The 24,683-nt window shown below is 34.0% G+C and carries 16 protein-coding genes; 4 read left to right on the forward strand and 12 right to left on the reverse strand.

The annotated features are described in order from the left end of the window. Nucleotides 1–122 precede the first annotated feature (122 nt). Together xrtN and ACQKCJ_RS21580 are read right to left on the reverse strand one after the other, a co-directional pair. Nucleotides 123–1,358, reverse strand: coding sequence for an exosortase N (gene xrtN / locus ACQKCJ_RS21575; protein ID WP_427402892.1), 1,236 nt, complete (start codon nt 1,356–1,358; stop codon nt 123–125). Beyond that, entirely contained in the window at nt 1,358–3,856 is a 2,499-nt protein-coding gene (locus ACQKCJ_RS21580; protein WP_427402893.1) for an XrtN system VIT domain-containing protein, read from the reverse strand. Before ACQKCJ_RS21580 ends, xrtN begins: the two co-directional genes overlap by 1 nt. A 454-nt stretch (nt 3,857–4,310) precedes the next feature. Here ACQKCJ_RS21580 and ACQKCJ_RS21585 point away from each other — a divergent pair, with 454 nt between their 5' ends. From ACQKCJ_RS21585 to ACQKCJ_RS21595, 3 genes are all read left to right on the forward strand, one after another. Continuing rightward, nucleotides 4,311–7,082, forward strand: a complete 2,772-nt coding sequence (locus tag ACQKCJ_RS21585) for a bifunctional aconitate hydratase 2/2-methylisocitrate dehydratase (protein WP_271337843.1) — start codon at nt 4,311–4,313, stop codon at nt 7,080–7,082. A gap of 124 nt (nt 7,083–7,206) precedes the next feature. Then, a complete protein-coding gene (locus tag ACQKCJ_RS21590) occupies nt 7,207–9,471 on the forward strand; it encodes an aconitate hydratase (RefSeq protein WP_271337839.1) in 2,265 nt (754 codons plus the stop codon). Nucleotides 9,472–9,826: 355 nt separating this feature from the next. Then, nucleotides 9,827–11,260: a peptidoglycan endopeptidase gene (locus ACQKCJ_RS21595; RefSeq protein ID WP_271337836.1), complete on the forward strand. Its 1,434-nt coding sequence runs from the start codon at nt 9,827–9,829 to the stop codon at nt 11,258–11,260. A gap of 2 nt (nt 11,261–11,262) precedes the next feature. Here ACQKCJ_RS21595 and ACQKCJ_RS21600 read toward each other — a convergent pair whose 3' ends face one another. The 4 genes from ACQKCJ_RS21600 to ACQKCJ_RS21615 form a co-directional block, all read right to left on the reverse strand. Next, nucleotides 11,263–11,655, reverse strand: a complete 393-nt coding sequence (locus ACQKCJ_RS21600) for a response regulator (protein ID WP_271337835.1) — start codon at nt 11,653–11,655, stop codon at nt 11,263–11,265. Next, entirely contained in the window at nt 11,645–13,066 is a 1,422-nt protein-coding gene (locus ACQKCJ_RS21605; RefSeq protein ID WP_427402894.1) for a sensor histidine kinase, read from the reverse strand. Before ACQKCJ_RS21605 ends, ACQKCJ_RS21600 begins: the two co-directional genes overlap by 11 nt. A gap of 535 nt (nt 13,067–13,601) precedes the next feature. Beyond that, a complete protein-coding gene (locus ACQKCJ_RS21610; protein WP_427402895.1) occupies nt 13,602–14,012 on the reverse strand; it encodes a DUF5958 family protein in 411 nt (136 codons plus the stop codon). A 105-nt stretch (nt 14,013–14,117) separates the two neighbouring features. After that, nucleotides 14,118–14,549, reverse strand: coding sequence for a hypothetical protein (locus tag ACQKCJ_RS21615; protein ID WP_271337829.1), 432 nt, complete (start codon nt 14,547–14,549; stop codon nt 14,118–14,120). A 615-nt stretch (nt 14,550–15,164) separates the two neighbouring features. Between ACQKCJ_RS21615 and ACQKCJ_RS21620 the strand changes: the two genes are divergently transcribed. Continuing rightward, nucleotides 15,165–16,574: an APC family permease gene (locus ACQKCJ_RS21620; protein WP_271337828.1), complete on the forward strand. Its 1,410-nt coding sequence runs from the start codon at nt 15,165–15,167 to the stop codon at nt 16,572–16,574. 284 nt (nt 16,575–16,858) lie between these two features. Here the strand turns inward: ACQKCJ_RS21620 and ACQKCJ_RS21625 are convergent, their stop codons facing one another. The 6 genes from ACQKCJ_RS21625 to dinB form a co-directional block, all read right to left on the reverse strand. Next, a complete protein-coding gene (locus tag ACQKCJ_RS21625; protein ID WP_271337826.1) occupies nt 16,859–17,320 on the reverse strand; it encodes a DUF1810 domain-containing protein in 462 nt (153 codons plus the stop codon). 155 nt (nt 17,321–17,475) lie between these two features. Beyond that, nucleotides 17,476–18,102, reverse strand: coding sequence for an alpha-ketoglutarate-dependent dioxygenase AlkB family protein (locus ACQKCJ_RS21630; protein WP_427402896.1), 627 nt, complete (start codon nt 18,100–18,102; stop codon nt 17,476–17,478). 7 nt (nt 18,103–18,109) lie between these two features. Beyond that, nucleotides 18,110–18,910, reverse strand: a complete 801-nt coding sequence (xth, locus tag ACQKCJ_RS21635) for an exodeoxyribonuclease III (protein ID WP_427402897.1) — start codon at nt 18,908–18,910, stop codon at nt 18,110–18,112. 47 nt (nt 18,911–18,957) lie between these two features. After that, the gene (locus ACQKCJ_RS21640; RefSeq protein ID WP_271337821.1) at nt 18,958–20,337 is read right to left on the reverse strand and encodes an exonuclease domain-containing protein; all 1,380 of its coding nucleotides are present in this window, start codon (nt 20,335–20,337) and stop codon (nt 18,958–18,960) included. Nucleotides 20,338–20,385: 48 nt separating this feature from the next. Continuing rightward, complete coding sequence (locus tag ACQKCJ_RS21645) at nt 20,386–23,448, reverse strand: DNA polymerase III subunit alpha (RefSeq protein WP_271337819.1); 3,063 nt, start codon at nt 23,446–23,448, stop codon at nt 20,386–20,388. 3 nt (nt 23,449–23,451) lie between these two features. Next, nucleotides 23,452–24,633 (reverse strand): DNA polymerase IV, encoded by a 1,182-nt coding sequence (dinB, locus tag ACQKCJ_RS21650; protein WP_427402898.1) that lies wholly within the window; start codon nt 24,631–24,633, stop codon nt 23,452–23,454. Nucleotides 24,634–24,683: the final 50 nt, after the last annotated feature.

Below are 24,683 nucleotides of genomic sequence, written 5' to 3' on the forward strand. Positions count from 1 at the left end.
GCTTATAACGGATATTTTTAAATCCTGTTATAAGCGTTTTTTATTGTCTAAAAAATAAACCTGATCAAAAATAAGGGATGTTTTTCAGTGCCCTCGTAAATTATGATCAGACTTTTTTTATGTCATTTGGTAGTACTCGTTTCATTTATCAAACGTACAGATTTGTTGTAAAAAAGTTTTATTAAAAGCACCTCTACAAGCGAAGTATGTTTTTTGTGATCGCATTCGTACCACCAATAAGATGAATATTGAATGTTATTTTTCTCCATTCGAACCATCCATACTTTTTCATTATTTCTCTTAATCATTTTTGATTCAATAATTTTATAGCCAGTTCCTGTCCAGCAAACTAAAGGATTGTGAGATGGAGTTTTAATATAAATAAGCTTTTCCGGAGTTACGATTTTATAAACTTCATTATTAACCCATATTCTATCTTTGGTGTTGTATTCAGGATTTAGATTCTCAAGTAAATCATGTTTAATCTCTTTTTTAATCTCTACACTCGTTACGAATAGTATTAAGAACCCTATTATAATTGGAATAAAAGTAAATTGGGCAAGATTTGTATGTACAATTTCTTCCTTTTTAGGTTTTAAGTAACGAATGAAAAACAACATTGGCACGATCTGATAAAATGCAAAGCAAAGCAAACCTATTGTATGATGCAGCGTATTTTCCTCGGTACAATTAAATAGAATTAATGTTATGATTCTAAAGTAATTCGAAATAATATTTAATCCGATCACAAGACAGCAAAAAAGGAAAATCTGTTTTACGTTGTAGTACTTTTGTTGTTTTCGTTCTTCTAATGTTAGTAAAAAAGCCCCAACAAGCAAACCTGTTTTGAACATAGATAATCCCATGCATGCAGTGTCGACTGTAATTTTTGCATTATTGATGTAGAAATTCACGCCTTCTATTTTAGTAATCGGAATGAAATTTTTTAAGGTTAAATAAACAACATAACAAAGAGACTGTTTGATTTCTACAGTCAAATAATCGAAAAAAGTATTAAAAAGCGACGAGAATAATAGAATACAGATAAAAGCAATGAATGAAAATTTTTGAGTAAAACTATAATAGATGAAACATGCTAAAAGTGCCAAAGCTAAAAAATGCAAAGATTTAGTGTGCAAACGATAGCTTATAAATTCTAATAGAAAAATGAGACCCCAAAGAGGGTAGTTCATATTAAATGAAGTTTTTCTACCCCCCATAAGAAATAATACTATAGAAAATACAATTCCAAAAAGATTGCTGTCAAGACCTGATATAACTATATTCGAGTTTATAACCAATAAGCAAATCAGAGTCAATAGCACAATTGCTTTTTTATATTTAAGTAGTAGCTTCATTAAATCGCTTTCTTTTTGTTTTTTGCATAATAAATGAAAAGCATTGTTGATCCAAGAATGATTAATAACCATTCATGAGGTTCAGGAACTGATCCGTCATTGTTGATAGAAGCATTTCCTAAAGTATCTACGTTTTTCTCAATTCCATTGTTTTTATAATCATCATCAGTTTCAAGAACAATTAAAGATGAAATAGGGGTGACAATATTTGCGTCTTTTGCCAGTTCTACATATGAATTACTGGTTAATGTGTCGTTCTGGATTTTTACCTGTTCCTCAAGAACTTTTCCAAAAGCGTACATTCTGTAAATATGGTCCGGACCATTAATTTTTAAAGTATTGTTTTGAGGGTTTTGGGTAATAGAAATATTCGCCGGCTCAATATTGACACTATTGATGTCATTTTTAAATAAAACAAATTGATTCTCATTGATTAGTTGTAAAGTATTTTTTAGACTAGTCTGATAGTAATCTACATATTTTTGCTCCTTGGCAGTTTGCCAAAACGGATTGATATCAGATGATATATTAATTATCTTTAGGTTTCGCTGCTTAGTTTCGGTTCTTATTCTTCTTAAATAATTCGAGTCTTCAAGTTCTTCAAAATTGGCAGAAAAAGTTCCGCATTTTGTGATGATTAAGCTGTTTTGGGTAATTTTATAAAGAGGCAGTAAAGAATAATGGAGATCTTCAAATTCTAGTTCTATAGCCCTGAAATTATCATTATTGATTGCTTCTTTCTTTCCGTTTACAAAAACAAATACATTTTTTTTATTTAAGTTCACAAGAGATTCTATTTGTTTGGTAGTCCAGCTGCTGTTCAAATCCAATATGATTTCTACGGGTGCAAAAGGAATAACAGTTTTCTGGATGTCTTTTACTTCATAAACTTTGTTTTTCCACGTAAACGAACTTGATTGCAAAGGCTTGGTCAAAGGCATCAAAGCTTCCCAGTTGTCTAGGCCTTTTGATTGATTGATGTAAAAATCCTTTTTAAGCTCAAAATCTTTACTGGTCACGATTTTTGTATTTCCAACAGTCTGAATTCTTGAAATAGTTTCTGCATTTGAAATATTCGGGCCTTTTATAGAGAGACTTTGGTATTTCATTTCGTTATCTTCGACTTTTAGCGGAGTTGTAAAACCGCATTTAAATGTTCGTGGATTCTTTTGATTTATGGGGAAAACTCTAACAACAACTTTGTTTCCTTCTTTCCATTGCATTAATGATGGATCGCGGCTTTCTACACCAACAATTTGTTTGTATGCTTTATGAGCTTTTTCTTTAGTAGTCAAAACACCTTTCCTTTCAATTCCGTTAACCCATAACGAAAGAGATGTTGCAACAGAGCCTTCCGGTAGTTGAAAAGAATAAATGGCTTCCTGATCTCGCCATGAATCCTTAGAACATTCAATCTTCATTGTAATTTCGGTATAAGCCAAACGAGCTTCGGGATAAAGTTTTACATCTTCTTTGATCGTTTTGGTAAATAAATCTTCGCCGCTCCATAAGTGCTCCTCAGTTTCTAAACGTTTGTCAAAGTTTGATTTCAGGATATTTATTCTGTCATCGTTACTTAGATTAAGATCTTTACAAAATAAATAGGCAATAGAGATAAACGGATTGTGTGTTTTTTTATCATTGTATTGTTTGCTGCCAAATGAATTGAAACCTCCAAAAGAAAACAGATCGTGAAGCGGAATGTAGACGATGTCTTTTTTTAATAGAATTTCGTTAAAAAAATTAGGTTTTAAATGCTGTGAAATCGTAATGTAATTAGGAAGATCTGCATTTTGATCAAATGAATTTAGTCTCGCTGTTTGAGCTATTTTTCTGCTTTCAATACTTAATCCTATCGTAAAAACAGCTAAACTTATTAATATAAGTAAGAAGCCTGCACTAAAAGAAACAGCATATATTTTATTTCTGTTCAGGTATCGGGCAATTGTTGCTGTATGAATAATTAATACCAATGCAGGAACTAAACCGTAGAATCCTAATCCTAAGGCTATTATTCCGACAAAAGAAATTGGCATAACAGGAATTAAATATGCTGTGAAATATAAAATGATTCCAAATGACAAACCATTTATAAAAAACGGAATGGCAATATTGCGGCTTTCGTCTGAATTTCTGTAAATGAAAAAATTAGAAAGGCAGAAAGCAAGAGTTGCGAAATAAACCCAAATTGGCAGATCTTGAAAAACTGGGATAAAAATATTTAGGCAGAAACATCCAATAAACCAATTGAGGATTAAGAATGGGGTTAAGTGAATATAGGTCTCTTTTTTTCTAAGAATTATAAAAGAAAGACCAGCTCCGTAAACTAATTCAAAAATTAGACTCAGTATCGCAATTGAATCAAAATTGTGAAATCGTAATTCTTTAAAAAGAAGCGTGCCCATTAATAGAAGACTGCTAATAACAGTTACGATTAAGCTAATTACAACTTCAGGTTTTTGAGTGTAATATTCTAAAATTTCTAATTTGTATTTCATAGTTGTATTTATTTAAAAGTACTTTGAATTGCAAAGTTATAAGAAAAATTGAATTACACGTTTTTTATTTCATTTATTTGGCTGATGTAAAATTTTTAAAAATGCAGTCTAAGTTTTCTTTTAATTATGATGCAGCGAAGACGTACAATTAAAAACTATAACGTTGTAAATGCTAATTTAGAAAGGTTCTTAGTGAAAAACGGGATAAAATCTGACTTCGTTTGTAACATTAAATTTCGACTTTGTTAAAGAAAAGATTTTAAAATATCAATAATTTATTTTTTTAATGCAAAACTGATATTTTGATAAAAACAAGCAGTCAAAATCGTTTTTCAGCAATAATAATTTTTAAAAAGGCGACTTCTGTTATATTCTTTTTAATTCTCGGCTTTAATTTTTAAATTTGCGTACAAAAAAATAAAAATACCTATTTACTATGGCTTTTGATAATGAAATGAATATTTACAAAGATTATATTAAAGAAATTGAAGAGCGAAAAGAACAAGGACTTCATCCGAAACCAATTGATGGTGCGGAATTGTTAAGTGTAATCATCGCTCAGATTAAAGATTTAGATAACCAATATAGAGAAGACTCTATTAAACACTTTATCTACAATACTATACCAGGAACAACAAGTGCTGCCGGTGAGAAAGCTAAGTTTTTAAAGGAGATCATCCTTGGTGAGTCTGTAGTAAAAGAAATAACACCTGCTTTTGCTTTTGAATTATTGTCACACATGAAAGGCGGACCTTCTATTGAGGTACTTCTGGATTTAGCTCTTGGTGATAATGCGGCTATTGCAAAAGAAGCGGCAAATGTTCTTAAAACACAAGTTTACCTTTATGAGGCAGACACGGATCGTTTAAAGGAAGCATTTAAAAATGAGAACCCAATCGCTATCGAGATTATTAAAAGCTACGCACAAGCGGAGTTTTTTACTAAACTGCCGGATGTTGTAGAAGAAATTAAAGTAGTTACTTTTATTGCCGGAGAGGGTGATATTTCGACTGATTTACTATCTCCTGGTAACCAGGCTCACTCACGTTCTGACCGCGAACTTCATGGTCAGTGTATGATTACTCCTCAGGCACAACAAGAAATTAAGGCACTACAAGCACAACATCCTGATAAAAGTGTGATGTTGATTGCAGAAAAAGGAACTATGGGTGTAGGTTCATCCAGAATGTCAGGTGTAAACAACGTGGCACTTTGGACAGGTAAACAAGCAAGTCCATACATTCCATTTGTAAATATTGCTCCAATTGTTGGAGGTACAAACGGTATTTCTCCAATTTTCCTAACAACTGTTGACGTTACAGGTGGTATTGGTTTAGATCTTAAAAACTGGGTAAAAAAGCTTGACGCAGATGGTAACATTATTCGCAATGAAAATAATGAGCCAATTCTGGAAGAAGCATACTCTGTTGCTACCGGTACAGTACTTACAATAAATACTAAAACCAAGAAACTATATAATGGCGACAAAGAGCTAATTGACATTTCTAAGGCATTTACTCCTCAGAAAATGGAATTTATAAAAGCTGGTGGATCATACGCAATTGTATTTGGTAAAAAACTACAGACATTAGCAGCAAAAATTTTAGATATTGAGATTCCTCTTGTATTTGCTCCGTCAAAAGAGATTTCTTATGAGGGACAAGGTCTTACGGCAGTAGAAAAAATCTTTAACAGAAATGCTGTTGGTATACCTGCAGGTAAAGTGTTACACGCTGGATCAGATGTTCGTGTAGAAGTTAATATTGTGGGTTCTCAAGATACGACCGGTCTTATGACTGCTCAGGAATTAGAATCTATGGCAGCTACTGTAATTTCGCCAATCGTTGATGGTGCATATCAGTCTGGTTGTCATACAGCATCAGTATGGGATAAAAAAGCGCAGGCAAATATTCCAAAATTAATGAAATTCATGAACAACTTTGGTCTTATCACAGCTCGTGATCCTAAAGGTGTTTATCATGCAATGACAGATGTAATTCATAAAGTTTTAAATGATATTACAATAGATGAGTGGGCTATCATTATTGGTGGTGACTCGCATACAAGAATGTCTAAAGGTGTTGCGTTTGGTGCTGACTCAGGAACAGTTGCTCTTGCACTTGCTACGGGTGAAGCTTCAATGCCAATTCCGGAATCAGTGAAAGTTACGTTTGTAGGAGATATGAAAAGCTACATGGATTTCCGTGATGTAGTTCATGCTACACAATCTCAGATGCTTAAGAAATTTGGTGGAGAGAATGTATTCCAGGGTAGAATCATTGAGGTTCATCTTGGGACTCTTAATGCTGATCAGGCATTTACCTTTACAGACTGGACTGCAGAAATGAAAGCAAAAGCTTCTATCTGTATTTCTGAGGATGATACTCTAATTGAATCACTGGAGATTGCAAAAGGCAGAATCCAGATCATGATCGACAAAGGTATGGACAATGAAAAACAAGTTCTACAAGGCTTAATTAATAAAGCAGATAAGAGAATTACAGAGATTAAATCAGCTGAGAAACCAGCTTTAACTCCAGATGCAAATGCGAAGTATTATGCAGAAGTTGTTATTGACCTTGATCAGATTATAGAGCCAATGATTGCTGACCCGGATGTAAACAACGTTGATGTTTCTAAACGATATACTCACGATACTATCAGACCTCTTTCTTTTTATGGAGGAGTGAAAAAAGTAGATCTTGGATTTATTGGTTCTTGTATGGTTCACAAAGGAGATATGAAAATTTTGGCTCAAATGCTAAAAAACATAGAAGATCAACAAGGCAAAGTAGAGTTCAAAGCGCCGCTTGTAGTAGCGCCGCCTACTTATAACATTGTAGACGAACTTAAGGCAGAAGGTGACTGGGAAGTTTTGCAAAAATACTCTGGTTTCGAATTTAATGATAGTGCTCCTAAAGGTGCAGCACGTACAGAATATGAAAATATGTTGTACTTAGAGCGTCCGGGATGTAACCTTTGTATGGGGAACCAGGAAAAAGCAGCAAAAGGAGATACAGTAATGGCAACATCTACACGTCTTTTCCAGGGAAGAGTTGTAGAAGACTCTGATGGTAAAAAAGGAGAGTCATTACTTTCATCAACACCAGTTGTAGTTTTGTCGACAATCCTTGGAAGAACTCCAACATTAGAGGAATATACAACTGCAGTAGAAGGTATCAATCTGACTAAGTTTGCGCCATCTAACAAACAGTTAGTAATGTAATCATATGATTAGTTAATGATAATTGAAAAGCCCGAGTCACAAACTCGGGCTTTTTCTTTTCTAGCTCCTCAATTTTTTGTAACTTGTGATGATCAAATAAAAAAAACAAAAACAATTATAACTTATGGCTTTTGATATTGAAATGATTAAAAAAGTGTATGACAACATGCCAGGTCGTGTTGATAAAGCACGAGAAATTGTTGGTCGTCCACTTACTTTAACAGAGAAAATTTTGTACAATCACCTTTGGGATGGAAATCCAACCAAGGCGTTTGGAAGAGGAGTAGATTATGTTGATTTTGCTCCGGACCGTGTAGCGTGTCAGGATGCAACAGCTCAAATGGCATTGTTGCAATTTATGCACGCCGGAAAATCTAAAGTTGCAGTTCCTACAACGGTACACTGTGATCACTTGATTCAGGCAAAAGTTGATGCTGCAACAGATTTGGCAAGGGCAAAAACACAAAGTAATGAAGTTTTCGATTTCTTATCGTCAGTTTCTAATAAATATGGAATTGGTTTCTGGAAGCCAGGAGCAGGAATTATTCATCAGGTAGTACTTGAAAATTATGCTTTCCCGGGCGGAATGATGATTGGTACCGATTCTCACACTGTAAATGCAGGTGGTTTAGGAATGGTCGCTATTGGTGTTGGTGGAGCTGATGCTGTAGACGTTATGTCCGGTATGGCTTGGGAACTTAAATTCCCTAAATTAATTGGAGTAAAACTAACTGGTAAATTATCCGGTTGGACAGCTCCTAAAGATGTTATCCTTAAAGTTGCCGGTATTCTTACTGTAAAAGGTGGTACAGGTGCAATCGTTGAATATTTTGGTGAAGGCGCAACTTCGATGTCTTGTACCGGTAAAGGTACTATTTGTAATATGGGTGCTGAAATTGGAGCTACAACTTCAACTTTTGGTTATGATGATTCAATGAGTCGTTACCTGCGTTCTACAAACAGAGCAGATGTTGCAGATGCTGCAGATAAAGTAGCTTCTTACCTAACAGGAGATCCGGAAGTTTATGCTAATCCGGAACAATATTTTGATCAGGTTATCGAAATTAACTTAACTGAATTAGAGCCACACTTAAACGGTCCTTTTACACCGGATTTAGCTACTCCGATTTCTAAAATGAAAGAAGCAGCGATCAAAAACAACTGGCCATTGCAAATTCAGGTAGGTTTAATAGGTTCTTGTACCAACTCTTCTTACGAAGATATTGCTCGCGCAGCTTCTTTGGCAAGACAAGTAAGTGCTAAAAACTTAAAAACTAAATCTCAGTTTACAATTACTCCGGGTTCAGAAGTAGTTCGTTATACAATCGAAAGAGATGGATTTATTGATACTTTCGAAAAAATTGGTGCTACCGTTTTTGCAAATGCCTGCGGACCATGTATTGGTATGTGGGACAGAGAAGGAGCAGAAAAAGAAGAGAGAAACACAATTGTTCACTCATTCAACCGTAACTTCTCAAAACGTGCAGATGGTAACCCAAATACTTTAGCTTTCGTAGGTTCTCCAGAATTGGTAACTGCTATGGCAATTGCGGGTGATTTAGGTTTTAACCCATTAACAGACACTCTTATCAATGAAGATGGAGAAGAAGTAATGTTAGAAGCTCCAACAGGAGATGAACTGCCTCCAAGAGGATTTGATGTTAAAGATCCGGGCTTCCAGGTTCCGGCTGAAGATGGTTCCGGAGTTCAGGTTGTCGTAAGTCCAACATCTGAACGTTTGCAATTATTAGCTCCGTTTGATCCTTGGGATGGTAAAAATATCACAGGTGCTAAACTGTTAATCAAAGCCTTCGGTAAATGTACAACAGATCACATTTCTATGGCTGGACCATGGTTACGTTTCCGCGGACACTTAGATAATATTTCTAACAATATGCTAATTGGTGCAGTAAATGCATTCAACCAAAAAACAAATTCAGTTAAAAATCAATTAACGGGTACTTACGATGCGGTTCCTGCTGTTGCTCGTGCATACAAAGCAGCCGGAGTACCATCTATTGTTGTGGGCGATCACAATTATGGTGAAGGTTCTTCACGTGAGCATGCTGCTATGGAGCCACGCTTCTTAGGAGTTAAAGCAGTATTAGTGAAATCTTTTGCACGTATCCATGAAACAAACCTTAAAAAACAAGGTCTTTTAGGATTAACATTCGCTAATGAAGCTGATTATGATAAGATTCAGGAAGATGATACAATTAACTTCGTTGATTTGGTAGATTTTGCTCCCGGAAAACCATTAACGATAGAATTCGTTCATGCTAATGGTACTAAAGATATTATCTTAGCTAACCATACTTACAACGCCGGTCAAATTGGCTGGTTTGTTGCAGGCTCAGCATTAAACTTAATTGCTGCCGGTAAAGCTTAATCTTTAAGATTTTAATATACAAAGAAAACGCTCTGTGAAAACAGAGCGTTTCTTATTTAGAGCAGGTTCTCGACAACTTTGGTATTTGCTTTATTAAAAAAAGATATTTTTTTATCGTTTTTTGGTTTAAAAGTTGGTTTTGGTAATAAAAAGAGGAAGTAGTTATAATATTCTTATTTCTAAGTTGTTGGCTCTGTTTTTATTTCGAGAATGTTAATTTGAACAAAATTAGATGTTAAAAAAGGTGTGTTTTTTACTTTAAAAAGTTAAATTCGCTTTTTAGGTAATATATTCACTTTTTTCGAGTTTAAATATTGTCTCAACTTAAAAGAGTATTCATTAAACTTTAATAGGTATGGTTTTTAGATTAATTATAGTGTTGTTTTTTTTTAGCGTTGGTGTCTTTTCTCAGGAGAAATTTATCAAGCACAAAATATCAAATGGAGAAAACCTTACTGTAATTGCTAAAAAATATGGTGTTAAAACAAAGGATATTGAAGATGCTAATCCAAATGCACCTAAAGTTCTAAAATTAAATTCGGTTCTGTTAATCCCGAATACCAATAAAAAAGCTACTACAAAAAAAAATGAAATTGTTGCTAAAACAACTCCTGCAATAATTTCAAATTCAGGTTTGCACGAAGTACAAGAGAGAGAAAGTCTTTGGGCGATTTCAAAAAAATATAATATCTCTGTTGATGATTTAAAAAAAGCAAATCCATCATTGGAAAGTGAAGGTTTGAAAATAGGACAGAAACTTAATATTCCGTCTAATGCTATTGTTTCAACTGAAAAAACAAAGAAAAATCCGCAAACAGAAAAACCAGAGCTAATTGCTTCAACAGATGTTGAGGTTAAAGTGAAGCCAAAGGAAACAAAATACCTTATTGCTAAAAAATACGGAATAACAGTCGCAGAACTGGAAAGACAAAATCCCTCTATTAAAAAGAAACTTCCTGTAGGGTATGTTTTAAAAATTAGAACTTCAAAAGAAAAAGCAGATCAGCAAATACAGGATATTGCTGTTGGATCTGAAACCCAGATTGCTGAAAATACTGTTTTGACATCAGAAAATATAATTAAAAATGATGAAGCAAAACCGGAAATTATACCTGCACAAAATGTAGATGTAGTTGTTGAGGTACAGCCAAGAGAAACTAAATATGCTATTGCTAAAAAATACGGATTAACGGTTGCAGAATTGGAGCGCCAAAATCCATCTATTAAAGGGAAATTGCCAGTAGGCTTTTTGTTGAAAATTAATGCTTTAAAAGAAAAAGCAGATGCAGCAGGATCAGTAATCACTCCGGATGTTAATGAAAATTCATCAACAACTACACAGGTTGCTGATAATTCTGATTTCAAGAAAGACACAACTTCAGTTTTTCATGTAAGCAATCATTCAGAATTAGTTAATCAATTGATTGATAATGCAACAGAAAATATTGGAACCCGTTACAGATCGGGCGGCACCACAAAAGCTGGTTTCGATTGTTCCGGATTAATGATTTGTACTTTTAATAATTTTGATATCAAATTACCAAGAAGTTCGATTGAGCAATCCCGCGTTGGTACTAAAGTGGGGACAGAAGAAGCTCAAAAAGGAGATTTGATTTTCTTTAAAACAAACGGCAGACGCCATATCAATCATGTGGGAATGGTTGTAGAAGTAGTTGATGGTGAAATTAAATTTGTGCACTCCTCAACTCATGGCGGTGTTATAATTTCATCTACAAAAGAACCTTATTACCAAAGAAGTTTTTCGCAAGTAAATCGTGTTTTACAATAGTCTTATTCCTTTAAATTAGCCTTGTTTTTAAACTCATCAATTTGGAATGGTTTATTTAAAAAACCGTTTACATAATTGATTTTCTTTATTCTTAGAATTTCATCAGAATCTAAAGTTGATGAAAGCACATAGATTTGAGTTTCTTTTTTAATCTCATCATTAAGTTTGTCAAACTCATTCAAAAATTCAAATCCATTCATTATTGGCATCTGAATATCTAATAAAATGACTAACGGTAACTGCTTCTGATTTCTATTAATCCATTCCAGACCTTCTCTTCCATTATTAGCAATTGAAATTTGATCAATATTAAGTACTTTCTTAAATAATTGTTTTATAATCAGCTGATCAATCAAATTGTCTTCAATTAATAAGAATGTAGTGTTAGATTCCATGTGGTTTTGGGATTGTTACAGTAAACTTACTTCCAATAGTACTTTCTGAGCATACAGAGATATTTCCTTTAATGTTCTCTACAGCTTCTTTAACAATATAAAGTCCTAATCCTGATCCTTTGTTTTTATTGGTTCCAAAGTACATTTCGAAAATAGAGTCTTTGAATTCATCGCTAATTCCAATTCCGTTATCAGTAATTTCAATTTTATAGTCATCAGCGGCATACGTTTTTATGGTAATAAACATTTCCTCTTTGCTAGTATCTGCATACTTTATTGCATTAGAAATTAAATTGCTAATGATAATCTTTAAACGAAATCCATCGCTCTGAATTTGATCGACAAGTAATTCTTGTGTAAAAGTAATTTTGTTTGCATTTTCAATATGCATTAATTGAGAAATTGCCTCATCAAATAATTCACTTAAATTAACAGGTTCAATTATTACCTGCTTGCGCTTGTTTTTAGAATAGTCAATGATGTCGTTGAGAAATTGATCTTGTTTGGCAAGACTTTGATACATCAAACGCAGGTAATCTTTTATTTGGTCAATATCATCTTCCAGTTGTGTAATTTCGATCAAGCCCTTTAATGAAGTTATTGGTGATCTTAAATCGTGGGATGCACTATAAACAAACCGATCTAATTCGCGATTCACGACTATAAGATCTTCATTTTTAATTTCAATTTCTTTTTTAGAAGCAAGAAGTCTTTTTACCATTATCGAATAGTAAGAGCAGACACTTAAAATAATAATTAAGATAAAAATAATATTAGCAATGATTAACAGGCTCTTGATTTTTCTTGTTCCTTCTCCCAGAGTATTTGAGAAATTACGTTCATTGATAGTTAGTTTATCACTAATGTTGCTAATTTGAGAAAGAAATTCCTGCTGATCAGTTGTTGTTAATACATTATACTTGATTTTAGCATTAATTTGTGTTCCAATAACAAAAAGTTCATCTATTAAATTATCGCCTTCTTCCCATTCGTGAATGGCTTTTGCTAAAAACGATATGTTTTTAAAATTTACAAATAGCCAAACAATATCATCTATGTCATCTTTATGATTGCGACCAGTAATAAAGCCTTGTCTTGCTACCTGATTGTCTCCAACCGCTAAAAGTGTTTTGCGGGCAATGCCATCGCCCTGAGGAACTTTTAATTCTTCAGTATATAATTTCCATTGATCAGGTTCTTTTGTATACAGATAGGTTATAAGATGGCGCGAAGCATCTTTTTGGCCTTTAGAATAATGAGATTCGCCATTGACATAAGCTCTGTTGGCCGATAATATTTTTATGGTAAAAAAGTTGATACAAATTAGTAAAGCGCAGGAAATGAAGACAATTATTAAAAGAATAAAAACATTCGAAAGACGAAAATTTTTTAAAAACTGACCTTTGGGCATAATTTTCGGATTTGTAGGTTTAAGATTCTAATTTTCTGCCTTGTAAAGTCTTTTTTTGTTTAATTATTCAATATTGATAATCGTTGAGGTTCAATTATTCTGCGAATAAAAAATAAACAATTGTTAATGAGATTTTTGGTATTTATGACTGTTATCACTTCTCTCAAATTTAATAAAAAAAGAATCTTGTTTTACAAATGATCTATTTTTTCTTGTTAAATTTCGTTTTTATTAAGGTGATGTATCTAAGGGGGTTATTTTTAATGCTTTATATTTTTTGTTTTTTAAGAAAATGTGATTAATTTATTCCTAGCAGCCATATGCGATCATTAAAGTTTTGCAAGTTAAGATCTAAAGTATAATAGGTTCTTAATTTGTCTTTTAGTTTAATAGACAAAAAAGCTACAGTTTTAATATAATTTTAAATTGGTGCATATCAAAATTCTCCAATAAACATTTTATTAGTTTCGTTTTGGAAAAGATTAATGATATTGCTATTTTTGATTAAATAGAAAACTTTGAGTTATAAATAGCTTTACTTAAGTTCATGCCAAAAATGTCCACAACCATTTTTGCATTCTGTATTTCTTCTTTCAGTGTCTGTTATTTTAAAAATCCAAAGTAACGAAGTTATTATTTTTTTATATTCATTTTCAGGAAGTTCTGCCAATCTATAAAAAGAAATTCGTGTTGGGAATCTTTTTAGAAGTACAATTGGAGTATAAGTAGGTTTTAAAGGAATTGTCTTTATAGCGTTTTGATAAGTTTCTGTATTGTAATGTGTTTTCTCAGGAATAGCGTTGAATATATAATTTGTCAAAGTTGTAAAAAGCCTTCTGAAATTGTATTCAGGATCTTCTAATAAAAGTTGTAAGCCAGGATCAAAATCTATTTTGTCCTGCTCAATCTTGTTAATTATTTCTTCTTGTTGGGACATTATATACATAAAATAATATTTCGATTTTGTCTAAATTGTTGTCTTACACAAGTGACATTTTATTAATGCTAAAATATAAAAAGATCTATTTAAGTTGTTTAAAAGCTAGAATTCTTATTGACCCCTTTTATATTCTTGAATATCCTTAGAACCGTCATTAAAAGTTTGAATTATAGAGAGTTTATTATTTTTTTCGATAAAAGTGATTTTTTCATCATATTGTGAATCCCTCCATCTTCCATCTATATTTGACCAAATAATTTTAGTTCCATCAAATTTTATTTTATAATCGAATTTCTTTTTATCTGATTTTCTAATATACGATATATAATATAAATTCCCTTTTTTGATTGCAGAAATTATTTTCGGTTGCTGTCCCATAATAGATGCCATAGCATATCTGGCAATATCTTCATAAGTAAAAGTCTTTAAGGCAATTTCTTCGATTTTGTTTGCTTTTTGAATTTGATCTTCGATGATGATTTCTTTTCCTTCATTTTGTATGTAACTGAGAATAAGAATTAAAAGTGGGATTATTAATTTCATTTTTTTTGATTTAATTAGGAATGTCTTTTTTGTTTATCTTCTTTTGGGAGAACTTCGTGTGTGTGGTGCAACATAAGTCCCGTTTTTTCTTGTATAGCCCTTTACGTGAACAGTTCCTCCAGACGAAGTTCTTGTTGAGGATTTAGTATAATTACTATTAGAAGAGTTGTCGCTGCTTGAAGTGCTGGAAAAGAATGTATGGCTATATGCAGGATTTATGACCCAACCTTTAAATTTTCTCCATTTTACTTTTCTTTCTTTTTTATCGCTTCTATTAATATATGCACCAGATCCTTCTGGAATTATAGTAACTGATTCTTTTCCATTTTTAGAAGTGAAAATAGGAGTGTCTTCGTTGATATTTACGGAATAATAATTCGTAGCACAAGAGTTGAGAATAAGCTAATAGTCTTCATTATTTGATTTTAAGATGTTTCTAGTCTTATTAGAGTAATACTTGTATTAGGTGTCAAATTTAAACAGATGAAAAAGTATTATTTTATGGAAATCCGTAAACGTAATTGTGATCATTTATACGCAACTTGGAATTTGAAGCTTCACGATTTGGAATTTCAGAAAAAAGTATATCTTTAACTAACCCAAAAAACCAAAACCATGCAGGAAAAAGACCAGGAACATTTTAAAAGAGAACTCGGATTATTAGACGGTACCATGCTGGTAGTTGGTTCTATGATCGGATCGGGTATATTTATCGTGAGTGCCGATATCGCCAGACAAGTAGGTTCAGCCGGATGGCTAACGCTAATTTGGCTTATCTCCGGATTGATTACTATTATTGCCGCTGTGAGTTATGGTGAGCTGAGTGCGATGTTCCCAAAAGCTGGCGGACAATATGTTTACCTTAAGGAAGCTTACAATAAATTGATTGCCTTTTTGTATGGCTGGAGTTTTTTTGCTGTAATTCAGACTGGGACTATTGCCGCAGTTGGAGTAGCTTTCTCAAAGTTCGCGGCTTATTTGTATATACCGTTAAGCGATGAAAATATTCTATACGAATTGGGTTCTTTTAAACTTAATGCAGCGCAGATTGTTTCGATTTTAACGATTGTTTTACTAACTTTTATTAACAGTCGCGGTGTCAAAAACGGAAAAATTCTACAAACAGTTCTTACAATTATCAAAATTTTATCATTGCTGGGTTTAATTATTTTTGGATTAACATTGGCAGCAAAAGCTTCGGTATGGGACGCTAACTGGGCAGATGCCTGGACAACACGCTCGTTTAATAAAGATACAGGATCGTGGCTGCCTATTAGCGGAACAGCTTTGATTAGCGGAATTTCGGCTGCTATGGTTGGATCATTATTCTCTAGTGATGCGTGGAACGGTGTAACATTTATTGCGGGAGAAATTAAAAACCCGAAACGTAACGTTGGTTTCAGTTTGTTTTTAGGAACTTTTATTGTAACAATTATTTATGTACTGACCAATTTAATGTATTTGGCGGTGATTCCGTTAGACGAAATTGCAACAGCAAAATCTGATAGAGTAGCGGTGGTGGCCTCTCAATATATTTTTGGTAATATAGGTACGTTGATTATCGCTATTATGATTATGATTTCGACTTTTGCCTGTAACAACGGATTAATTATGGCAGGAGCCAGAGTTTATTATACAATGGCAACTGATGGATTGTTCTTTAAAAAAGCAGCTGTCTTAAACAAATCGAGTGTTCCGGCTTGGGCTTTGTGGGCGCAATGCATCTGGGCTTCGGCTTTGTGTCTGACTGGGAAATATGGTGATTTATTAGATTTCGTAATTATCATCGTTTTGATTTTTTACATACTAACTATCTATGGAATTTTCATTTTACGTAAAAAAATGCCTGATGTAGAAAGACCTTACAGAGCATTTGGATATCCATTTTTGCCATTATTGTATATTGTGATTGCAAGTGCAATTTGTATTTCGCTATTAATTACAAAATTTTCAACATGTGGATGGGGAGTTTTTATTATGTTAACCGGAATTCCAGTATACTACTTAACAAAACCAAAAGAGTAAAAGTTTATTTCAGGTTTAAAGTTTCAGGTTAGATTTAGTTTGTGGTATTGCCCACAGGTTTTACGGATTTATACAGGTCTTATTTTTTACTTTGAGTAAGTTCAGAATATAAATGCCTTGTTTTTAGCAAGGCATTTTTTGTGTCTTAATTTTGAGTAATAAAAAATCAGCGTAAATCCGTTTAATCCGTGAAACCTGTGGGCAAAAAAAAACACTACCAATCTGCAAAAGCAAAAAATGTAGTGTCTTTTAATTTAAATAATCTAATGAATTAGTAGTGGCAATTACGCCATTTCAGTTTCAAGAGAAGATTTTATAGATGAATTAATAATAGACAAAGTCAATGGATCTGATTCTCCGGAGAAGAATGCTTCTAATACTTCCTGAAATATAGGATTTGTATTTTCTACTAAAGAAAATAACGTCATAGAAGAGCGTAGTTTACGTGCATCTAAATCTCCTAAAATTCCATCTGCTGATTTTCTTCTAAAAGTCAAAAATAGCTCAGAAATTTCGATAAGATGTTTTCCTAAAATGGGATGTTCCAGGAACTCGGTTGCTTCTTTGAGATCGTTAATGGCATAATAATTTGCAGTATCGCTTTTGCCCAATCCTTTAATCTGAGGAAAAATAAACCACATCCAGTGAGTCTCTTTTTTTCCTTTTTTGATTTCAGAAAAAGCAGTAAGATAAAGTTTGTTTTGCGCATCTAAGAAACGCAATAAATCATTGTTTGAGTGAGCCATTGTGGTAATATATAGGTAAAAAAAGGTTGCAAAAGTAGTAAAAAAGATAGGTTCTGCCTAATAAAAGGTTCATGTACTGAGTATTTTAACTTTTAGAGGAGGAATTTTCCTCGTCGTTTTTGAACTTAAAAAAACTCATTTTGAGTGATTTAGAATCATTCACTTCGTTTAGTTCTTCTAAATGTTAAATTGATTCTTGGCAATACATTTTTGGCTGTTTTAGGAACCTGATGCTGCCAAAAACTATTAGTTGTTCCTGCCATTAATAGAAATGACCCGTGATGTAAAGGAATCTCTATCTGGGGAATTTCTTTTCGAAATTTATGGCGAAGTCGGAACATTCTGGTCTCCCCAAAAGTTACCGAAGCAATAATGGGGTTTGGCCCTGAATTATGTTCTTTGTCGCTGTGCCACGAAACACCATCATTGCCGTCTCGATATAAATTGAGCAACAGACTGTTAAAATCAAGCTGAGTTTCTTTCTCAACCCTGCCTCTAATAGTCAACAGTTCGTAAGTCCAGTTAGGTCCGTTTTGATCTGCTCCAACATTATCTTTATCTTCATACCAGGAAATCATTCGCGGAGCTGTAACGATTTTATCATACATTTCCATTTCATATTCTCTCCATTTAGTTTGATGAAGCAGTTTTTCATAAAAACGATCAGATTCTTCTTTAGTAAAGAAATTATCGATCAAAATAAGTTCTGCATCAGGCAGGTCAAATACTTTTCTTCCTGTTAAACCTGTGGCAAATAATTCAGTATCGCTAAATAGTGTCATTGTTCAATTATTTTGTGTCAATTTCAATCCATACCGGCGCATGGTCACTTGTTTTTTCCCAGCCCCGCACATAGCGGTCAACTCCCCCGGAAACCAATTTTTTTACTAATTCAGAACTAAGTAAAAAATGATCGATTCTAAGACCCGCATCTCTTTGATAGGCATTTCTAAAATAATCCCAAAAAGTGTAAATTTTCTCGTCAGGATATAACTTCCGAATTGCATCTGTCCAGCCTTGTGCCACAATAGCTGCAAAAGCTTTTCGCACTTCAGGTAGAAAAAGTGCGTCGTTTACCCATTTTTCAGGTTTATAAACATCCATTTCTGTTGGCATGACATTATAATCTCCAACCAATATTACCGGAGTTTTTAAACTTAATAAAGTTGCTGCACGATCAGTCAGGCGTTGAAACCATTTTAGTTTATATTCTAATTTAGGGCCCGGAGCAGGATTTCCGTTTGGAAGATAAAGGCATGCTATCACAATGCCATTGATCAAAGCCTCGATATAACGGCTTTGTATATCTTCATCATCACCCGGAAGAACGCGTGTTATTTCTTCAATTTCCATATTAAGAGCCAGAATAGCAACACCATTCCATTGCTTTTGTCCGTGCCAAATAGCATTATATCCTGCATCATTAATCGCTTTAAACGGAAATTTATCCTGTGGTGCTTTTAGTTCCTGCAGACAAACAATATCCGGCTTAGCTTCTTCAAGCCATTTTAATAATACATTTAACCGTCCGTTGACCCCGTTTACGTTATAAGTTGCTATTTTCATAGTAGATTTAATTAGTTGTATCATTAAATTTACAGCTTTTTGCGCCTTTATATTTACACAAATTCATGTTTTTATTTTAGAAACTGTTTGTTAAAGAATACTTTACGCGGATTTTTTTCGGCATAAGCAAAAATCAATTGCTCGATGTATTGATTACTTTTATAAGGTGTAGCATAATTTTTTACTTCTAGCAGATCTGTAATCGCAACATCTAAAGGAATATATCCCATACCATAAAAATGACCATTCTCGATCCAGATACAGCTTCGTTCGTGTGATGTTCTTCCTTTTTCTATAATCGCAAAAGTAGGCCTGTTGTTTAATAAAAAATCAATAGCATTGTCGACTTGCTCATTATGGTGCGAAACATCCGGCAAGTCTTTTATATCATTATTTTGAAATAATTCTCCGTCTTCAGGCCTTAGATATTTACAAAATCTATAATCAATTTCAAATTGTTCTGTCAGACTCCGCAATATATTTGTCCCTTCATTTATACTGCTGAAATGCTCAATGCACGACTGAAATTTATTGAGTTTCCCAAGTGCGAGATATTTGTATCCGTTGCGGGCTTCATATTGATACAATCCAAATTTTGGTTCAAACCGTTTTAATGCTCTATTATAGGTTGGCCATAGATGCTTGATTTCTGTACATTCTAACAAGAGCGCCATTAATTCGTTGCCACAGACTTCAAAAGAAATGGAATGTATATCCCTTAAAAAATGCTGTCTTTGCGGATTGATCTTATGACCGCTAAAGTGAGAAGCCACGCGTTTTTTTAGATTAATTGCTTTCCCTACATAAATTACTTTTTTTACCTCATTATAAAAATAATATACGCCCGGTTTTTCCGGTAAGTTATTAAAATCTTCAGGAGGTAAATTAGGAGGTAAACGCTGATCTTGTGATGTGTTTTTGATCATTTTTTCGATATGGCCTTCATCATCCCATTCGAGTAATCGTGAAAATAATATTGCAGTCGCATCTGCATCGCCGCCGGCACGATGCTGATTCTCTAAAGGTATGTCGAGCGAAATGCAAAGTTTACCTAAACTATACGATGCAAAACCAGGTCTGATTTTTCTTGCTGCGCGAACAGTACATAATTTTCTTGCGGTCCATTTAAAACCTGCTTGCTCAAGTTGATGGCGAACGAAAGAATAATCGAAGTTGACATTATGTGCCACAAAAACACGATCTGTAAGCATTTCTAAAACTTTATCTGAAATGTCATCGAAGATTGGTGCATTACGAACCATTTCATTATTAATTCCTGTTAAGGCAAAAATCGAAATAGGTATTTCTTTTTCCGGATTAACAAGCGTTTCATAGCGATCAATCACGTTTTCTCCGTCATGAATGATAATGGCAATTTCGGTAATGCGGCTGCCACTGGCGTTTCCGCCGGTGGTTTCAATATCTACTATGGCATATTCTTGCTTTTTCATCTTATTTATATAACGTAAAACTGATTCTTATTCTTGTCAAATTTTCAATTATGTTTTTTGAAATTTCATTCGGTGTCTGGGTAAATTAATTTCATGTGCCTGCGGATAAGGTTCCCGATGCGTAGGACTTACGTCTTCCTTGATCATTCGTTGTGTTTTGTATTGATCTTTAGCATCCATATAACGAGGATCAGGAATAAAAGGCATTTTGGCCATTTTAGTCATCGTGATAGTCGGAAAATGATAATCAACTTCGACAGTTCCCAATAAAAGATAACAACCGCCACCTTCAAAAGGAAATTTTGCCAGACAATCAGGAAAATGTGCCGTGTCAAAATAAGTACCTTCATGATCAATCCAAGTCCCAAAATACATGTTTCCTTTTTTAGTAGGAACTTGTTTTCTTGAGATTAGATACGCCAGCATTCGAACTTGTTTTTTATGATGAACCACTAAATCTTTAGCCATAATATCGCCGCGATGTTTGGTTTGCAAAAGGTCAAAAACAGTACAAGAAACAGGAAAACTCAGTAATTCAATTTCATCAAAAGCATCTTCATATAAAGAACGTTCTAGAGTTGGGAGCTTATATTCTTTAACAGGTTCCTGTAAAAGCATCAAACTTCTGTTTTCGGGTTTGAAATTGTTTAAAAGTAAACTGGCAACAACCAAAAGCTGATTTTTGGTTTTTCCTGTAAAGCGAAAAGCATCTATAAAAATCAAAATTTTTATGCTTTCAATCCCAATTGGAATACGATTGATAAAATCCTCCAAAGAAAGAAAGTCACCGTTTTTCTCCCGATCCGATTCAATTAAATGAGCCGTTTTCGATTCTAGACTCTGCAAATGCATAAAACCGAGATAAATATCAGTTCCGTAAACTGTAGTTTGATATTCGCTTTTATTGACACATGGATTAAGAATTGTAGCACCAGACATACGTGCTTCGTGTACATACACTTCGGTTCTGTAAAAGCCGCCCTGATTGTTGATAACCGCGGTCATAAATTCTACAGGATAATTAACTTTTAAGTACAAACTTTGATAGCTCTCTACAGCATATGAAGCCGAGTGTGCTTTGCAAAAGGAATATCCTGCAAAAGATTCGATCTGGCGGTAAATTTCCAGACTCAGACCTTCAGGATGTCCTTTTTGGGCACAACTGGCAAAGAAATTATCTTTTACTTTTTGAAGTGCTTCGAGAGAACGTCCTTTTCCTGACATGGCGCGACGCAGAATATCGCCATCAGCAGCCGGAAGACCGCCATAATGTTGAGCAATTTTAATAACATCTTCCTGATAGACCATAATACCATAGGTTTCACCAAGATGTTCCTTAAAAACTTCATGAAAATATTGAAACTGATCCGGAAAATTATGACGAAAAATATACTCTTTCATCATTCCGGATTGTGCCACGCCGGGACGAATAATAGAAGATGCAGCAACCAGAATTTTATAATTATCGCAATTAAGCCGGCGCAATAATCCACGCATGGCCGGACTTTCGATATAGAAACAACCAATGGTTTTGCCTTGTGCCAGATAAACATTGCATACAGCTTCATCTTTAGAGATCGAAGTATCCCGAATGTTCACTTTAATTCCTCGGTTTTTCTCGATTAGTTTTACGCTGTCATCAATATGACCAATTCCACGCTGACTTAAAATATCAAATTTTTCAAAACCAATTTCTTCGGCAATATGCATATCAAAAAGCACGATAGGAAAACCTTTTGGAGGCATTTCAAGAGGTGTATAATTGGTAAGAGGTTCTTCAGAAATAATGATTCCGCAAGCGTGCATACTACGCTGATTAGGATATTTATTCATCATCATACTGTATTCCTGAACCAACTTTACGATAGAATTTGTTTCGTGTAATGCCATGGGATTTTTTGCCAGCATGTCCAGTTCTTCTTTTGGAAGACCAAATACTTTTCCGACTTCCCTAAAAATTGACCGGTGTTTGAATTCGACATTCGTGCCGCAAAAAGCCACATGATTGCGACCATATTTACCAAAGATATATTCTAAAATAGTATTGCGTTCTTTCCAGCTCCAATCGATATCAAAATCAGGTGGACTTTTTCTGTTTAAATTCAAAAAACGTTCAAAATATAAATCCAGTTCCAGCGGACAGATGTCGGTAATTCCTAAACAATAGGCAATAATACTATTAGCACCGCTGCCCCGGCCAATGTGCATAAAACCCTGGCTGTTGCTATACTGAATGATATCCCAGGTAATTAAAAAATAACCGCTGAATTCTAATTCATCGATTACTTTAAGCTCTTTTTCAATGCGGGCTTTTGCCAAAGTATGGTTTTTACCATATCGCCAAATCAAACCTTCCTCAGCCAATTGAGTGAGTTTTGCAATATCAGTCTGACGATTTTTAGTGTAAAATTTCTTATTCTTTGGAGATTTAAAATCATATTCGAAATGACATGAATCTATTATTAGCTGCGTGTTCGCTATAATTTCAGGATAACTTTCATAATAAGGTAAAAGATCTTCTAAAACCAACATTTTTTCAGAAGTTCTGCAGTAATCAGATTCAGTTAGCTTCGATAATATGATGTTGGTATCAATCGCTCGTAGAATTTTATGCAGATTAAATTCTCTTTTGTTTGTAAAAGTTACAGATTGAAGAATTACCATTTTGGAAATTCTATTTTTAAATTCTAAAGTAAAAAGCTTGGAAATTTCCTCAGGTCGCATTCCGATAAATTCATTTTCACGAAGTATTTTCGGAGCATTTTCTAAAGTATAAATTACAAAAACCGAATCAAATTCCGGAGCAATTACAGGTAAAGGTTCTCCACTAAAATTATGTTCCGTTAAAAAGCGATTCATTTCCCCTAATCCTTCAGCGTTTTTAGCCAGACCAATATATCTAAATTGATGATTACATCGAAACTCCATTCCCACAAGAGGTTTAATTCCAACTTTATCACAGGCTCTTATAAAATCATAAATTCCGGTTACAGTATTAATATCCGTAAGTGCCATAGCTTTTACACCGTAAGAAACGCCCTGCTCGATAAGTTTATCAAGAGGAATCGTGCCATAGCGAAGCGAATGAAAAGAATGACAATTGAGATACATGATTTATTTGATACGTTTTAAAATTTCATCTTTAGTATTTGGTTTAAAAGAAGCACCGGCACAACGCATTACAGCATCAAAACCATAACGGCTTTTCATTTTGTCCATCGCTGCATAAAGCGATAACATTTCCTGAGTATCCTCAAAAAGATCAATTTGATATGTTCCGCGAACCAATCCGCTAAAGCGAATACCAATCAAACGTAATCGCATACGACGCTGATACACTTTATCAAATAACTCCATTACATTTTTGGTCAGTATATGATCTGCTGATGTATAAGCGATTTTGCATTGTTTGGTTTCAGTATCAAAATTGGCATAACGTATTTTTACCGTGATGGTTGAAGTTAGCCATTGTTCTGATCGAAGTTGATAAGCTAATTTTTCGACCATTCCAACCAATATCGATTTTAGCATGATAATGTCTATTGTGTCCTGAGAAAAAGTATGTTCTGTAGAAATAGATTTTCTTTCGGTATATGGTTCCACGGGCGTGTTGTCAATTCCGTTCGCTTTTTTCCAGATATCCAAACCGTTTTTACCAATCATTTGCTGTAAAACTTCGGGAGGCATTTCAGATAAAGTCTGAATTTTACGAACGCCAATTCGTGATAAAAGCTGAAAAGTGACATTGCCAACCATAGGGATTTTCTGGATCGATAACGGATTTAAAAAGGCTTGTACATTTCCTTGCGGAATTTCCAGATTTCCTTTTGGTTTGCCTTCGCCGGTTGCAATTTTAGAAACCGTTTTATTAACAGATAAGGAGAAACTAATGGGTAATCCGGTTTCTTTAATAACCGATTGTGCCAATTCATCTGTCCATTTATAACTCCCATGAAATTTATCCATACCGGTAATATCGAGATAAAATTCATCGATACTGGCTTTCTCCATTATCGGTGCTTTTTCCTGAATAACCTGCGTAACATCATGTGACAATCGAGAATATAATTCCATATCACCTTTCATTATTTTGGCTTTTGGGCAAAGTTTCATCGCCATATGAATAGGCATTGCAGAACGTACTCCAAAATAACGTGCTTCGTATGAACAAGAAGCGACAACACCACGATCACCACCACCAATGATAAGCGGAATACCTCTTAATTCTGAGTTGGTTAGTCTTTCGCAGGATACAAAAAAAGTATCCAAATCCATGTGTACAATTGCCCTTGTCATCTCCTTGTTTTTGTATGAAACAAAATTAGTACAGATGATAACATTTTTTT

The sequence above is a fragment of the Flavobacterium sp. NPDC079362 genome (assembly GCF_050267765.1).
In the GTDB taxonomy this organism is placed as follows: domain Bacteria; phylum Bacteroidota; class Bacteroidia; order Flavobacteriales; family Flavobacteriaceae; genus Flavobacterium; species Flavobacterium azizsancarii.